Raw genomic sequence first — 15,930 nt, forward strand, 5'->3', positions numbered from 1 at the left:
TGATCTCTTAAACTCTGCCCTGAGAGAGGTTTAGGTAGGGGACCCGCAGATCAGCCTGAGCTGTTTGCCTTCCATTGCTCTTATTAATTCCAAATGATGGAAAGTGATATTTCAAATTGAAATAAACCATTGACCTTAACTTTTGGTTCAAATAAAATAGATGACAGAAACAGTCTCCAGTTTATCGAAAACTATCAGGATTTTTAGAGGAGAAGACTATGGCGGCTCGCCGTTCCCCATCCCCCCAGATCACTGAATTGATTTTGGACAGCCTAGCGGAAGGGGTATTTACGGTGGACAAGGATTTTACCATTTTGAGTTTCAATGCCGCGGCTGAGGAGATCACCGGCATCTCCCGGCAGGACGCCCTGGGCCAGAAATGCTATGAGGTGTTGCGGGCCAATATCTGTCAGCAGCGCTGTCCTTTGGAAGAGAGCATCGCCAGTGGCCGGGCCCGGTTAGAAGTAGATGTGGACATCCTGGACAGCCAGGGCCGCCGGGTACCCCTGAAAATCTGCACCACGGTGTTAAAAAATCAAAACGGTCAGGTAATCGGTGGGGTGGAGACCTTCCGCGATCTGTCGGCCCTAGAGTCGCTGCGCAAAGAACTCACCAAGCAATATACCATTCAGGATATTCTGGCCAAAAGCCCGGCCATGCAAGATATTCTGGCCATTTTGCCCGATCTGGCCCCGAGCGACGCCACCGTGCTCTTGGAAGGGGAATCCGGCACCGGCAAAAATTTGGTCTCCCGGGCTTTGCATGAGTTGAGCCACCGCCAGACTGGGCCGTATGTGGTGGTCAACTGTAGCGCCCTGCCCGATCCCTTGCTGGAATCCGAGCTTTTCGGTTATGTCAAGGGGGCCTTCACCGATGCCAAACAGGACAAACCGGGACGCTTTGCCGCGGCCCAGGGCGGCACCCTGTTGCTGGACGAAGTCGGAGAATTGTCGCCCGCCATGCAGGTCAAGCTGCTGCGGGTGCTGGACGACAAGGAATATGTCCCCTTGGGGAGCAATACCCCTATCCGGGCCGATGTCCGGGTGATCGCCGCCACCAACAAGGTCTTGAAGGACGAGGTGCGCCAGGGGCGCTTTCGCCCCGACCTATATTATCGTCTCAATGTGGTGCGGCTGCGCCTACCTCCGCTCCGGCAACGGCGGGAGGATATCCCGCTGTTGGTTGACTTCTTCATTCGTAAACATCGCGCCTTGAAAGGCAAACGGCTGACCGGGGTGACTCCGGAGGTTTTGGAACGGTTGTTGCGCTATGAGTTTCCCGGTAATGTTCGCGAACTGGAAAACATCATTGAACATGGGGTGGTGCTGTGCCGGGGGGAACGCCTGGAACTGCGCGACCTCCCGGAGGAATTGAGGGAGCTTTCCAACCCCGCCACCGGGTTAGGGTCCACGGCTTCGACCCTGGCGGCCTCAGAGGCCCGACTCATTGCCGACACCCTGGCCCAATACCAGGGCCAGCGGGGGCGGACTGCCCAGGCGCTGGGCATTGCTCCTTCCACCCTGTGGAGAAAAATGCAAAAATACGGGTTGCTGGCCCCGGCTTCCAGTTCCCGTCACCGCAGTAAATAATTCATAATGAATTAAATTAATTCATTATGAAATAATAATTTCTCGCCAGTAATTTTGAGACGATTATTATTAAATAATATGGCCTAGTTACAAACAGGTTTCTTTGGTCTTAAATTTGCATTTCCTTAATAAATGTGAGGCGTTTTTTAAAAGTGGCGATTCCGGTATTTCGCGGCCGGGTGGCACCAAGATTTGACCATGCCCGGGAGGGTTGGGTTTTTACCTTGTCACCGCGGGGCTATCATGATTTGCAGGTGCTTTATTGGGGAGCCGAAAGTGAGGCGGAACGGGTCCGACAACTGCGCCAGACAGGGGTTCGGGTATTAATCTGCGGAGCTATCGAAGACTGGCTCCTGGGCTATGTGCGGCACTGGGGTATGGTGGGCATACCTTGGGTGCAAGGCGAGGTCTATACCGTGTTACAAAAATTTTTGCAGGGCTGCTGGTGGGGGCAAGACCCCCGACTGGAGGCCTGGACAAGGAGGTTTACGATGCCCGATGGTAGAGGGAGGGGTCAGGGACCGGGTCCTAAAGGTGGTGGCGGTCCGGGGCGTGGTGGGGGCCGTGCCGGCGGCTTTGGTGCCGGCCCGGGAGGCTTTTGTATCTGCCCCGCCTGCGGCCAGAAGGTGCCGCATCAATTGGGAGTTCCTTGCTTTGAAGTCAAGTGCCCCCAGTGTGGCACTGCGATGACCCGGGAACGCTAGATTGGTGGAAAGAGATTACTGGCAGATTTCAAAAATGGCTTTCGACCGTGAAGGTCTTAACATAAAAAAAACATGGAGGTAGGTTATGCCATTCTTTGATGGAACCGGTCCTTGGGGCCGGGGTCCGGGCACCGGCTGGGGCCGCGGCCCCTGTGGCATGGGCCTGGGCCGCGTGTATGGCTGGGGCGGCGGGGGCCGTCTCTGGAGCAGAGGCTGGGGCTGGCGAGGCCGCGGTTGGGGTTATGGCCCTCCGGGCTGGGGATATGCTGGAAGACCCTACCGGGGTTACCGCTTCGGCGGTTGGGGCCCGCCCTGGGGTTTTGATCCCTGGGGGCCCGGCTATACGGGGGGGGGCGCGGCCCCCTACTATTCCACTCCCCAAGAGGAGATGGCTGATCTCAAGGAAGAACAATCGTTCTTACAGAGTCAGTTAGAAGCCATTCAGAAACGCCTGGCCGAACTAGAAGAAACCCAGGCTCAGGAATAATGCGAATTGAGAGGCCCGCACCGACGACCAGCTCGGCAGCGGGCCTCAGTCTAAACTAAGGAAGAGAAAACCGCCGGATGCCGGAGAATCAGGCCGAACCGATAATAGAGACCTATGACTGGGCCCACTTTATTATCCAGAGTATTCCAGTAGGAATCTTTACGGTGGACAGTCAGATGCGGATTACCGATTTTAATCCCCGGGCGGAAGAACTCACCGGTTATCCGCGTTCTGAGGCTTTGGGTAAATTTTGTGCAGATATTCTGCGCAGCAATCTGTGTCATACCGATTGTCCACTCCGGCAGGCCATGGCTCAGAAAACCGCTTTGGAGCGAGAAGCCGTCATTGAAAACCGTGATGGCAAGAAGATTCCGGTTACCCTTTGTACTGCCGCCCTGCGCAATGATCAGGGAGAGTTGCTGGGGGGAGTGGAGACCTTTCGAGACATCACCTTATTAAAGAAGCAGGAGGAAGAACGCCGCAATCTGGTGTCCATGTTTGCCCATGACCTCAAAACTCCGGTAGTGGCTATTGGAGGACTTACCAACCGTCTCCGACGAGGGAAACTTGGACCCCTATCCGACAGCCAAGCTTCCTATCTGGAGACCATCGACCAGGAAATGCAACGCCTGGAAGACCTGATCAACAACTTTTTAGAGTTTGCCCGGCTCCAGTTGCACGAAATCAAACCACTACCGAGCAGCATCCAGGTGGAAAAGGAATGCCAGGAAGTGCTGGCCTTGTTGGAGCCTATAGCGGAGTCCCGGGGAGTTACCCTGATCGCCGAATATCCGGAGGAAATCCTGGTAATTGAAGCCGATCCCCAGCTTTTCCGCAGGGTGTTGGAAAACCTGCTAGAGAATGCCATTAAGTATTCGCGGCCCCAGACCGTGGTTACGCTGACGGTCCAAAGTCTAGACCAGGAGATTGTTTTCCGGGTTCAAGATCAGGGCACCGGGATCCCCCCTGAGGATTTATCGCATCTCTTCGAGATCTTTTTTCGGGGAACGGACCCCAAACGGCCCAGGGGTTTTGGCCTGGGGCTGGCGACGGTTAAGACCATCATCGAGGCCCATGGCGGGAAGATCTGGGTAGAAAGCGAGCCAGGCCGCGGCTCGATATTTTCCTTTTCTTTACCTCGTCTGATGTAGGATTTGCTAGCGGATCGGAGTTATTTGTCGCTATCTCTGGAAGGCATTACGGCTAAAGAGATAACCTGGCAAAATCTCAAAAGTTAATTTCGGCAATGGAATATTTAAAAATCATCAGAAAACCAATCATTCACAAACGATCATAGGTTCATTTTATACTATTGACCTGAAAGAGTATGTGAGGTATAGTAATAACCTTGCTAGATAACAGCAGGGATTCTGGGCCAAGCAAATTGGCAGGGCTCGGCAAGGCAGCTGTAGGGGTTTGATTTGTTGTTTACGGTTATTTTCTATATTTATCATCATTAGGTGATTAAACAAAAAGGAGGAACTACCATGTCGCGGATTGCCATTATGTCTTGCCAAAATGTCAAAGACAAAATGTGTATCGGGTGTATCACCTGTTTCAAGGCCATGAAACGCAAGGACGGCGAGTTCGCCCGTTATAAAGATGACATCGAGGTTGTGGCGATGTGTGATTGCGGCGGCTGCCCCGGCTTGGCCATGCCAAAATTAAACCTGGTCAGGCATATCTGTAACCAAAACGGGGTGGACTTTGACACCTTGCATATCGGCACCTGTCTGGTTAAGGCTACCAAAACCTCGGGCTGTCCCATCGACCTCGATAAGCTCAAGAAAATGATTGAGGAGACGACGGGTAAAGAGGTGGTTATCGGTACACACAATTATTAATCTAAGGAGGTTTTTTTATAAATATTATGCGAGTTTGCATAAGTAGCGAAGGTAATACGCTGGATTCCCGGGTTGATCCCCGATTCGGCCGCTGTAACTATTTTATCCTGGCCGACCCTGACACCATGGAATATCAAGCCTATCCCAACCCGGCGCGCGACGCTATCGGGGGGGCTGGAATTCAAGGGGGGCAATGGGTGGCCAATCAGGGAGTCCAGGTGGTCCTCACCGGACGGGTCGGTCCCAATGCCCAGCAGGTTTTCGCAGCCAGCGGCATTAAGGTGGCCCTGGATGTCGAAGGCACAGTGGGCGAGGTTCTGGAAGCCTTAAAGGCCGGACGTATCGTTCCCCAAGAGATTAACCCCGCCGCAGTGGGACCGGGTATGGGACCAGGGCGAGGTATGGGGGGCGGTCGCGGTATGGGCGGCGGCCGCGGCATGGGCCGCTGCTGGCGGCCCGGTGAACCAGCCTATGGCCCGGGACCTGGTTTTGGGCCTGGACCACCTCCAGCCGGGGGGACCTGGGCACCGTCTACCAGCCAAAACGAGATTTCCCAGCTTCGAGAGGCGGCTCGCAGCATTGAAAAGCAGTTACGACAGATTCAGGCTCGACTTCAAGAATTGGAAAAAAAGAAAACTACTTAGGGTAAATAATTCAATCATAAAGGCCAGGAGGAGGCTATGAGGTAACGGTTGGAGCTTGATTAGCCCTTGATCTGTTAGGTAGCCTTCTCCCTTCCCAATAATTGTTGTTCTACGTCGACAGGGGAGGGCATCTGATGGCGAGTTCCATGAAAATTGTGGTTGTAGGCGGGGTAGCTGCAGGTCCCAAGGCCGCGGCTCGGGCCCGGCGTTGTGATCCTCAGGCGCAAATCACCCTATTTGAGCAGGGAGAATTTGTGTCATACGCCGGCTGCGGTCTGCCTTTCTTCATTTCCGGGGCTATTCCCGATATCAAAGAACTCCTGGCCACCCCGGTAGGAGTGGTTCGGGATGCGGGATTTTTCAAAAATGTCAAAGGCTTTGACCTCAAGACGGGCAAACGGGTGACGGCAATTGACCGGGGCCAAAAAACCGTGGAGGTGAAAGATGTCAAAACCGGCGAAACGGAAACCGTCCCGTATGACCGGTTAGTGTTAGCGACCGGTGCACAGCCGGTACGGCCGCCGATTGCAGGTATTGACCTGGAAAACATCTTTCCTCTGCAAAGTCCCAAGCATGCCTTGGCCATTCGGGAAGCGATTGAACGCGACCAGCCTAAAAAGGCGGTATTGATCGGGGCTGGCTGGATCGGCCTGGAAGTGACCGAAGCCTTGGCCCATCAGGGAATCGAGGTCACCCTGATCGAAGCCCTGGATTTTGTAGCTCCGAATCTGTTAGATTTTGAAATCGCCGCCTTGTTAACCCGTCATTTAAACGAGAAAGGCGTGGCGGTTCGCACTCAAGAACGGGCGGCCCGTTTTGTTGGCACGGCAGAGGGCAAAGTCAAGAAGGTGGTCACCGATAAAGGTGAATATGACGCCGACTTAGTCCTGATTGCCATTGGCGTGCGTCCCAATGTGGAGCTGGCCCGCCAGGCCGGGCTGGAGCTGGGCCAAACCGGGGCCATCAAGGTGGATGATTACCTGCGGACTTCTGATCCCGATATCTATGCTGGCGGCGACTGCGTGGAAAGCAAACATCTGCTGACCGGCAAGCCAGCCTTTGTCTCTTCCGGCCAGTTGGCTAATATTCACGGCCGGATTATCGGTACCAACGTCACTGGTGGACAGGAGACCTTCAAGGGTTTCGTCGGTACTTCGGTAGCCAAGGTCTTTGATTTTAACGTGGGAGCTACCGGACTTAAAGAGTCGGTAGCTCGCGAGTTGGGCTTTGAGGTGGTCACGGCCCTGGTTCCAGGCCCGGATCATGCTCATTATTATCCCCAAAGCGGCGTGGTGGGCCTCAAAATGGTGGCCGACAGCAAAACTCGCCGCCTCCTGGGGGTGCAGGTGGTAGGTCCCGGCGATGGTTCTAAACGGCTGGATGTGGCGGCTACGGCAATGACCTTGGGGGCTACCCTGGATACCGTGTCGCAGCTCAATCTGGCCTATTCTCCGCCCTTCTCGTCGGCCCTTGATAACCTCCTGGTGGCCGCCAATGTCATGCTCAACAAACTGGAGGGCCGGGCTCCTTCCATCACCCCCATGGCGGTCCAGGAAATGACCGAGCAGGGCAAAGATTTCATGCTCTTGGATGTCCGCACGCCGCAGGAATTCCAAGAGGTCCGTCTCAAAAATCCGCACACTTTTCTCATGCCCTTAGGCCGCTTACGGGAAAAGGCGCCAGAATTCCCAAAAGACAAAACCATTATTCCCTTCTGCAAACTGAGTCTGCGGGGTTATGAGGCCGTGAAAATTCTGGAAGGACTGGGATTTAAAGATATCATGTTCATGGATGGCGGGGTCGTGCAATGGCCCTATGAATTGGAAAAGTAACATTAATCTAATACCTTACTAAAAATTAGCCCCAAGCTCCGGGTCTGGGTGGCTTTCTTCAATTTGTAAGGCAGCCGGGGAGCAGCGCCGTTATTGCTTATCCACTGAGTGCGGCGCTGCTCCAGCCTAGTTTAAGCAGTCAGGCCCGCGGACGTAAATGGTGGCTTATCGGAGGGAAAAAATTAATATTTTCCCGCTGGCCCTTCAGCTGCCCATCACCTATCATGTTGGAATAAAAAGCTTTTATACTTTCCCTGTGCCGTACCGTCTTGACAGGCGAATTTTCGGGTAAATTTAACCACTGTTCATGGGAGAGGGGGCTAATGGTCGCAGACCCCTACCCCTCCCTCAAATTAACCTTTTATACCCATTAGCTTTCAAATGAGTAATTTTATCCTTTATCCCCTCTCCCCTGCTGGGGGGAGAGGGCGAGGGTGAGGGGGCATTTCCGCTCTTTGATCGCAACTTGGTATTAAATGCTCGGAGTAATAATTCTTGTAAAAGACGTAATGGTCGCCGATCTTGCCATCCATGGATAACAACTTTTAAGCCTAATGGGAGAAAATCATATGCAAACAGAAGGTATTGATTTAAAAAAGGCTCAAACAGAATCCCTCCAGCGTCCGCGCTACCAATACTCCCGGTTAGCACGCATCTTTTTTGGGATGATGGATCTGGTGACGGGAAAGGAAACAACCCTTGCCAAAGCCAAGCTTATTGAGACCTTGGCCAGCATTCCATACCGCGCCTGGGAAAACCGCCAATATGCCCGTATGACCCGCCACTATCGCAATCCAGAAATAGTCCGACAGGCGCGGGAAATGCTGGCCTGGTGCCGGGACGCCCAGGATAATGAATACTGGCACTTGCTCCTCATCCACGAAAAAATGAAAGAGGATGGCATCAAGGATCCCTGGTATCTCTACTGGCCCATTCCGTCTTTAATGGTCGGTTCCTATGGGCTGTTAACCAAGGTCATGGCCTTCGTCAGTCCACACCGGGCCTACCTGTTCAACGCCGAGTTCGAAGACCACGCCGAGCATGTTTATGCTCAATTCGTGGCCGACCACCCGGAATGGGAGGGACAACCGGTCAAGAGTGCGCTAGTCAAGGAGTATGGCAATTTTGACAATTGGGCGGATGTGTTCCGGCGCATCGGACTTGATGAGCGGGACCACATGAACCGAAGCTTTGGGTTATCCCGGCGGCCTGACTACGTGGTAAAATATAACGGTATGCCGGAGGCTTGACCGTCATTGCTTCCGGCTACACCGAACAGAGACGGCACTCCTCAGAGAACTCGCTGGACAGCGTTAAGGGTTCGGGGGGCAGGCTGAGTACCTGGCCCGGACGCGCGCCATAACGGTAAATGGTTACTCCTTTGAGCCCCAGACGGTAGGCCAGTTGGAAGGAGTGAGCTGCCTCTGCTGCCGTAGCGCTGGGCGGCAGGTTGATGGTCTTGGAGACGGCGTTGTCCACGTGCCGTTGAAAGGCCGCCTGCATCTGGAGCTGAATTTCGGGTGTGACCTCAAAGGTAGTGGGAAACAGCCGACGCAGGGAGGCTGGCAAGTCGGTAAACGGGCGGACCCGCCCCACCGGACTGATCTTAGGCAGCCATTTATCCGGGTCCAGGCCAGCCTCTCGTAATTTCTGAATAAATAAAGGATGTACCTGTAAGAACTCTTCTCCTTCCAAGGCCCGGCGCATATAGGCAATGGCAAATAATGGTTCGATGCCGCTGCTGGTTCCGGCGATCAGGCTGATGGTGCCGGTGGGAGCGATGGTGGTCAGGGTGGCGTGGCGTCGCCCGGGTTTGCCCTCATGATGCCAGCGGCTGCGGCTGAAGTTAGGGAATGGCCCCCGCTCCTGGGCCAGTTGCTCGGACTGGGCTACTGCCGTGGCCTGGATGCGGGCCATCAGTTGCCCGGCCAGTTTCAGGGCTCCAGGATCATCATAGGGAAGGCCCAGGCGGATGAACAGATCCGCCAGTCCCATCACTCCCAGGCCGATCTTGCGATTGGCCCGGGTCAGGGCATCAATCTGGGGCAAGGGGTAATGGCTCTGGTCGATGACATCGTCTAGAAAAGTGACTCCCAGACGGACCAGCCGGTCCAATTCGGGCCAATCTACATCACCGCCCTGCTCCAGCCGGGCCAGGTTGATGGAGCCCAGGTTGCAGGCTTCATAAGGCAACAAAGGTTGCTCGCCGCAAGGGTTGGTGGCCTCCAGTTGGCCTAAATCCGGAAGGGGATTGGCGCGATTGATGGCATCCAGAAAAATCAATCCCGGATCTCCGGTCTCCAGGGCCTGTTGACAAATGGTCTCAAACACTTCCCGCGCCGGTAGCGTTTTGACCGTTCGGCCCGTCCGGGGATTGATCAAAGGATAGGTGTCATCGGTCTCCACCTTTTCCATAAATTCATCGCTGACCGCCACGGATAGATTAAAGTGGGTGAAGGCTCCGGGGGTGGCCTTGGCCATGATAAAATCCAGGATATCGGGATGGTCATATCGGAGGATGCCCATGTTGGCCCCGCGGCGTCGTCCTCCTTGTTTGATCACCTCGGTAGTGGTATTAAAGATTTGCATAAATGACACCGGCCCCGAAGCCACCCCGCCGGTAGTCCGCACCGGGTCCAGGCGGGGCCGCAGATGGGAAAAATTAAACCCGGTGCCGCCGCCGCTTTGATGGATCAGGGCCATATCGCGCACCGTCCCCAAGATGCTCTCCATGTTATCCTCGATCGGCAAGACAAAGCAGGCCGCCAATTGCTGTCGGGAGGTCCCGGCATTCATCAGGGTCGGGCTGTTGGGAAGAAATTTCAGCTCTGCCATGGCCTCGTAGAAGGCTTCCTCCATCCGGGCCGCAGCCGGCGGGCTGCTATAGCGGTGTTCGGCCGCGGCCACGGTCCGGGCTACCCGGCGGAAAAGACCTTCGGGGGTTTCCAAGATTCTGCCGTCTTCGGCGCGGCGCAGATATCGCTGCTCCAGCACCCGCCGGGCAATTGGACTGAAATCGCTCCGCCGTTCTTTTTCCATAACCAGTTCCACAATAAAATTAAAAAGTCTGGGATTTATGTCATTCTCCGGCCATTCCCAATTTTTTGGCCAGTTCCTGATAGGGCTTGGGAAATTCCGGCTGGAAATTCTGATAGAAAGTGATCGGGTAGCGAGCCCCGATCTTTCGGCCAGCCTCCTTGAGGCCGACCAGCAGCCCTTCCAGCAACTGGATGGGGAAGGCCATGACCATTTCGTCGTCCTGGGTCATGGAGAAGATCCGGTCTCCCATCCCCGGGATGGCCACCCGCATCTGCTGGCTCTGGTAGGGACCGATCAGATATTCGGCGCATTCGACTTTGCCGCCGAAGCTGCCGTTGACCCGTTCCCGAAAACTAAAGGTGGCAGCGCCGATGAGGCGGATCAATTGCGCCGGGTTGCCATAAATCACCACGATCTCCGGGTCCATCTTAAGCCGGTCCAGAGGACTCATATAAAGGGCCCCCAGTTCCCCGGGAGCAAGACGGGGCAGGGCCTGGGCTTCCCGGATGCCGGGGCCAGCCTCCGGATGGAACCCCACTTCACAGAAGAGCTGGCCTAATTCGGTAGCCGGTTCAGCCGCCGGAGTCAATCCAAAGGCCAGCATGGCCGGGATACAGATGAGGTCGTCCTTAGTCAGGCCGACGCTCCAGCCATAGACCCGGGCCATGGTTAGACCCTGACAGATGGTAACCTTTTTCTTAAAAACCTTGGAAGGACGTCGGGTCTTGTCCGGAAGCTCAGCGGGACTTTTTAAAAAGTTGACTCCCAGGGGTTCGGTCCGCAAGCGCAGGTCTTCCTTAAGTTGGAGAGTGGCGGCATTGTAATCCATGGCTTCCCTCCTTAGCTAAAAGGTTTTTTGTGATGAAAGTTGACTTGCTTGCCCAGGTGTCGACTCAGGGCGGGGTTCGAATCTTTTCAGGGACCGGCCCAGACGGCCGGCCTCATTAACCTGACGGAGGCGTTTAAGGCATTCCTCTATCCTGGACTTTTTCCCCAGGATGGCATAGACATCGAAGGCCCGGCCATAATAGTAAAAGGCCTGGCCCAGCTCACCTCGGGCCTGGTAAGTTTCGGCCAAACCGAAAAGATCAGCGGCCATGGCCGAGCGGTCGAGAATCTCCCGGTCTGCGGCTAGTGCCTGGTTAAAATGCGTCAAAGCTGCGTCAGTGTCTCCTTGCGCCAGGCGCAAACAGCCCCAGTGATGATTCCAGGTGCCCTGCAAGGCCGGGGTGGTAGCCAGGGGGCGGGCTTGGGTTAGCATGGCGGTCGCGGCTTCGAGCTCCTGTTGATCTAAATACCAGCTGGCCAGTTGACAAAGGATCCGGCCCCGAGCCTCGGTAGAAGCGGAACGCGCCGCAGCCTTCTGGGCGGCCTGCAGATATTCCCCAGCCCGGTCTAGATGGCCAGATTTGTGGGCGACAGTGGCCAGGTTGGCTAGGTTGGTGCTGACGGCGGCCCAATCCGGGATTTCCTGGTTTAAGCTCAAGGCCTGATTAAACAGATCTCGGGCAGTTTCCAGGTTTCCTTGCTCCAGCGCTACGGCACCCAGATTATTTAGCTGCTGCGCCACCCCTGAGGGATAATCGATGGACCGGCTGATCTCCAAAGCCCGGCCAAAATCCCGCGCCGCCCGCTGCAGGTCTCCCTGGGAAAACCATTGTTGACCCTGAATAGTTAGAGTAGTGGCCCTGGTGACCTGTTGGCCGTAGGGATCTGGGCCGGCCCGGCAGCCCCAGATCACCAGGGATGCCAAAACAATCCGACCCAGGAACTTAAGGGACATTCCGAGGCTCCAGGTGAATAGTCTCGCTATCCGGCTGCTTGGGCAGGGTCAGACGGATAAGGGGGTTGGCTTTGAGAGCGTCCACCACCGCGGTGCCGCCCCGCGCCGCTTCCGAAGCCGACCCCATTAATTCAGGAAATTCCTGACTGCCCTGTTTGATGTCCGCCAGTATGCTTTTAACCGTCTGCACCTCTTCCCTCACTGATTTGGCCAGGGCGGGCATCTGGCTGGTAGTGTCCTTAAGATTGCTGGTAATGCTTTGGGCATCTTTGACCACATTTTCGATTTTGGTCAGCGATTCTCCCAGCCGGCCATAGAAGTCGGTTTGCATCATTAGTTTCCCCAGCGATCCCTTGGCCTCGAGAATGCTCGCCATCACTTCGTTAAATTTGTTTACAGAGGTGAGCAATTTCCGTTCATGGGTTTTAAGTTGTTCGGTCAGATAAGCCAGATTAATCAGAATCTGCTTAGCCCGGCGCAAACTTTCCTCGGGCTTAAACTCTTCTAAATAATCAGCAAAAGTCTTACGTTCCTGGGAAGGGATGGTGCCATATTCGGCAACCGGGGGATACCCGGAAGAGCCGGGACTGATTTCCAGATATTCGCTCCCAAACAGCCCTGGACTTTGCACTTCGGCCACTGAATCCTGGCGGATCAGATCGGCGTACTCAGCTAATACCTTAATGGTGATCACCACCTGGGTCTGGTCCATTATCCGGCTGATGTGCAGGTCGGTCACCTTGCCGATTTCGGTGTTAAACATCTTGACCGCCGAGCCCGGCGTGAGATTATAGCCCTGTTTGAATTTGACCAGGTAGGTCTGCTGTGACTTGAACCAGGCCTTGCCCTGGCCAATGGCGAGCAGCGCCGCTACCGTGACTAGCAGCATCAGGAAGAGAAACAGCCCGGCCAGCTTTTCAGACCTAGTAAAGCCTTCGTCCATATCAAGCTCTCCAGGGTGGTGGACCAGGTAAAAAGTTATGTTCGATCATACCATTTCCGCCGCTGATTTGACAACGCAATTCCCTTTGAGAGGCAAAGCTTATAATATTCATTAAAATGCCTTGGTGCCAGTTTTTATTGGTCCCTGTTAAAAGAAATGTTAAATAAAAAAAATTGATCGCTTGGCCCGATTTTTTGATAAGAACTTCAATTTCAAGCTAACTTTTCTTAAACAGGTTTTGTCATTCTATGAACTCAGAAAAAGACCTTTTGCCTTCTTTTCATACCATGCCTCTGGAAGAGGTATTTGCCGCCTTGGACACCGGGCCGAAGGGACTGCAGGCGGCCCAGGTCGAGGAACGGCAGAGGCTTTACGGCCCCAATGAGCTGGTTGCCGGACACCGGGTTTCAGTGGTCGACCTTTTCCTGGGCCAGTTTAAAAATATTTTGATCATCATTTTGCTGATTGCTACCGCGATTTCCCTAATGCTGGGCGAGACCCTGGATGCCCTGGTCATCTTTGCCATTGTCATGGCCAGCACCATTTTGGGGTTTATCCAGGAGTATCGGGCTGAACGGGCAGTACAGGCCCTGAAGCAAATGGCCGCGCCGACAGCTACGGTTATCCGGGGTGGCGAGGAGTTTATCATCCCGGCCCGGGAGGTGGTGCCGGGCGATCTGCTGGTATTGCATACTGGCGACCGGGTGGCGGCTGATGGGCGGGTGGTGGTCCAAATGAACCTGATGGCCGACGAAGCCCCCCTGACCGGCGAATCTACCCCGGTTAGGAAGGATATCAAGGCGGTAGACGCGGAAGACACGCCGCTGGGCGACCGCACCTGCATGGTCTATGGGGCCACGGTAATTACTTACGGCCGGGGCCAGGCAGTGGTCACCGCCACCGGCATGAATACCGCCTTCGGCCAGATTGCCCGTATGTTGGGAGAAATCACTCATGAAAAGACCCCGCTGGAGCTCCGTATGGCCAGTATCGGTCGGCTGCTGGGGCTTATCGCCCTGGCTATCTGTGCCCTGGCGGCTTTATTGGGAGTTTGGCGAGGCTATGGTTGGCTGGAGATGTTTATCTGGGGGGTAAGCCTGGCGGTGGCCGCGGTCCCGGAAGCCCTGCCCGCGGTGGTCACCGGCGCTCTGGCTATCGGCACTACCAAAATGGCCCGCCGTAACGCCATTGTCAAACGGCTGCCCGCGGTAGAAACCATGGGCTGCACTACGGTAATCTGCACCGACAAGACCGGCACTCTGACTCGCAATGAAATGACTGTTCGCCAGTTATATCTGGATGATACCCAAATAGAGGTGACGGGCAGCGGCTATCTGCCCCAAGGGGAATTTCTGGCCTCTGGCCAGCCGATAAATCGGGATAACTGGCCTACACTAAACCTGGCCGCCCGGATTTCCTTGTTATGTAATGATGCCGTCCTCAAGGAAACCAACGGCATCTGGTCGGTATGGGGCGATCCTACTGAAGGAGCTTTACTGGTGCTGGCCCGCAAGGCTGGCCTGGACTATCGACAGCTAACCCAGGACCTGCCTCGGGTGGGCGAAGTGCCCTTTGATTCTGAACGGCGCCGCATGACCACGGTTCATCAGACTCCGGAGGGCCAAGTGGCTTATGTCAAGGGTGCTCCTGAGAGTCTACTGCGCCAATGCCAGAGGCAATTCTATCAGGGGGAAATCCGACCTTTATTAGAGGAAGATCGCCAACGCATTCTGACCCAGGCCGATGCCATGGCCGCGGCCGCCTTACGGGTCCTGGGTCTGGCTTATCGCCAACTGCCGGACGACCTGACCAACTACAATAAGGATAATGTTGAGGGTGACCTGGTTTGGGTCGGCTTGGTGGGGATGATCGATCCGGCCCGCCCCGAGGCCTCGGCGTCCGTGGCTCAATGCCATCGGGCTGGCATCCGGGTGATCATGGTCACCGGCGATCATCCGGCTACGGCTGCGGCCATCGGCCGGGAGATCGGCTTGCTGGCCAGCAATCCTGGCGAGGCCAGTCCGGTGTTGACCGGCCGGGATCTGACCCGGCTCAGCGATGAGCAGTTACTGGCCGTCCTTCCCCAGACTCCGGTATTTGCCCGGGTGGCCCCGGAGCATAAACTGCGCCTGGTCAACCTCCTCAAGGCCCAGGGAGAGATCGTCGCCATGACCGGTGACGGGGTCAATGACGCCCCTGCCCTGAAGCGGGCCGATATCGGGGTGGCCATGGGTATCACCGGCACCGAGGTCACCAAAGAGACTGCGGCCATGATCCTGGCCGACGATAATTTTGCCTCCCTGGTGGCCGCGGTCGAGGAAGGGCGGGTGATTTTCGATAACATCAAAAAATATCTGATCTTTCTGTTGACCTGCAATATTGGTGAAATCCTGGTGTTGTCCCTGGCCTTTTTCCTGGGTCTACCCCTGCCTTTGATCGCCATCCAGATCCTTTGGGTCAATCTGACTACGGATGGCTTGCCAGCCCTGGCCCTGGGGGTGGATCCCAAGGACCCCGACGTTATGCAGCGTCCGCCCCGCCCCCCCAACCAAGGCCTCTTTACCCGGCCGGTCAACACCCTGCTGACCGTGATCCCCATCCATCTGCTGGCGGTGTTGCTGCCCCTGTTTGCCTACTATTATTACTCCAATCCCAGCGGTTACACCGATCCCCACCTTATCCTGGTCAAAGCCCAGACTATAACCTTCGTGGGCATCGTGCTCCTGGAGATGGTCAACGCCTTCAACTGTCGCTCAGAATATTATTCGCTGTGGCGGATGGGGTTGTTGAAGAACCGCTTTCTGATCGGGGCAGTATTGTCTTCCCTGGCCTTGTTGGCCGCGGTGGTGGAATGGGAGCCCTTGGCCCGGTTGTTCCATACCATACCGCTTAGCCTGGAGGATTGGCTGATCGCCCTGGGAGTGAGCCTTACCATCCTCCCCAGCGTGGAGCTGACCAAGTGGATTTTGCGCCGCCTGGGGGCAAATGCGCAAGCAGCCTGATCAGCCTGCCTGCCATTAACTGATCTATCAGGCCCTGATTCCCAAGCTGAGCTTGGGAACCAG

Annotated in this window: 13 protein-coding genes; 9 read left to right on the forward strand and 4 right to left on the reverse strand. The window is 55.5% G+C overall.

Translation table 11 applies throughout. The annotated features are described in order from the left end of the window. Positions 1–218: 218 nt before the first annotated feature. The 8 genes from JRG72_00250 to JRG72_00285 all read left to right on the forward strand — a co-directional run bounded on the left by JRG72_00250 (position 219) and on the right by JRG72_00285 (position 8,350). A complete protein-coding gene (locus JRG72_00250) occupies positions 219–1,589 on the forward strand; it encodes a sigma 54-interacting transcriptional regulator (protein ID MBW2133652.1) in 1,371 nt (456 codons plus the stop codon). A 491-nt stretch (positions 1,590–2,080) separates the two neighbouring features. Continuing rightward, positions 2,081–2,293 carry a hypothetical protein gene (locus JRG72_00255; GenBank protein MBW2133653.1) on the forward strand — a complete coding sequence of 71 codons (213 nt, stop codon included), beginning with the start codon at positions 2,081–2,083 and terminating at the stop codon, positions 2,291–2,293. 85 nt (positions 2,294–2,378) lie between these two features. After that, positions 2,379–2,780 carry a DUF5320 domain-containing protein gene (locus JRG72_00260; GenBank protein ID MBW2133654.1) on the forward strand — a complete coding sequence of 134 codons (402 nt, stop codon included), beginning with the start codon at positions 2,379–2,381 and terminating at the stop codon, positions 2,778–2,780. A 77-nt stretch (positions 2,781–2,857) separates the two neighbouring features. Continuing rightward, positions 2,858–3,931 carry a PAS domain-containing sensor histidine kinase gene (locus JRG72_00265; GenBank protein MBW2133655.1) on the forward strand — a complete coding sequence of 358 codons (1,074 nt, stop codon included), beginning with the start codon at positions 2,858–2,860 and terminating at the stop codon, positions 3,929–3,931. Between the two features lie 336 nt (positions 3,932–4,267). Continuing rightward, entirely contained in the window at positions 4,268–4,624 is a 357-nt protein-coding gene (locus JRG72_00270; GenBank protein MBW2133656.1) for a CGGC domain-containing protein, read from the forward strand. A 26-nt stretch (positions 4,625–4,650) separates the two neighbouring features. Further along, positions 4,651–5,268, forward strand: coding sequence for a NifB/NifX family molybdenum-iron cluster-binding protein (locus tag JRG72_00275; protein ID MBW2133657.1), 618 nt, complete (start codon positions 4,651–4,653; stop codon positions 5,266–5,268). A 134-nt stretch (positions 5,269–5,402) separates the two neighbouring features. Continuing rightward, positions 5,403–7,100 carry an FAD-dependent oxidoreductase gene (locus JRG72_00280; GenBank protein MBW2133658.1) on the forward strand — a complete coding sequence of 566 codons (1,698 nt, stop codon included), beginning with the start codon at positions 5,403–5,405 and terminating at the stop codon, positions 7,098–7,100. A gap of 569 nt (positions 7,101–7,669) precedes the next feature. Next, entirely contained in the window at positions 7,670–8,350 is a 681-nt protein-coding gene (locus tag JRG72_00285; GenBank protein ID MBW2133659.1) for a hypothetical protein, read from the forward strand. 16 nt (positions 8,351–8,366) lie between these two features. Here the strand turns inward: JRG72_00285 and JRG72_00290 are convergent, their stop codons facing one another. Genes JRG72_00290 through JRG72_00305 form a run of 4 tightly spaced genes read right to left on the reverse strand, consistent with a single transcriptional unit; the run spans position 8,367 to position 12,865 of the window. Next, on the reverse strand, positions 8,367–10,139 hold the full coding sequence (locus JRG72_00290) for an adenosylcobalamin-dependent ribonucleoside-diphosphate reductase (protein MBW2133660.1): 1,773 nt from the start codon (positions 10,137–10,139) through the stop codon (positions 8,367–8,369). A 40-nt stretch (positions 10,140–10,179) separates the two neighbouring features. Then, positions 10,180–10,968, reverse strand: coding sequence for a DUF169 domain-containing protein (locus JRG72_00295; protein MBW2133661.1), 789 nt, complete (start codon positions 10,966–10,968; stop codon positions 10,180–10,182). A 15-nt stretch (positions 10,969–10,983) separates the two neighbouring features. Further along, on the reverse strand, positions 10,984–11,922 hold the full coding sequence (locus JRG72_00300) for a tetratricopeptide repeat protein (GenBank protein ID MBW2133662.1): 939 nt from the start codon (positions 11,920–11,922) through the stop codon (positions 10,984–10,986). Next, entirely contained in the window at positions 11,912–12,865 is a 954-nt protein-coding gene (locus JRG72_00305; protein ID MBW2133663.1) for an MCE family protein, read from the reverse strand. Before JRG72_00305 ends, JRG72_00300 begins: the two co-directional genes overlap by 11 nt. Before the next feature lie 248 nt (positions 12,866–13,113). On the opposite strand from JRG72_00305, the gene JRG72_00310 reads away from it, so the two are divergent. After that, a complete protein-coding gene (locus JRG72_00310; protein MBW2133664.1) occupies positions 13,114–15,867 on the forward strand; it encodes a cation-translocating P-type ATPase in 2,754 nt (917 codons plus the stop codon). Positions 15,868–15,930: the final 63 nt, after the last annotated feature.

It is taken from the genome of Deltaproteobacteria bacterium (assembly GCA_019309545.1).
Taxonomy (GTDB): Bacteria; Desulfobacterota; Desulfobaccia; order Desulfobaccales; family Desulfobaccaceae; genus Desulfobacca_B.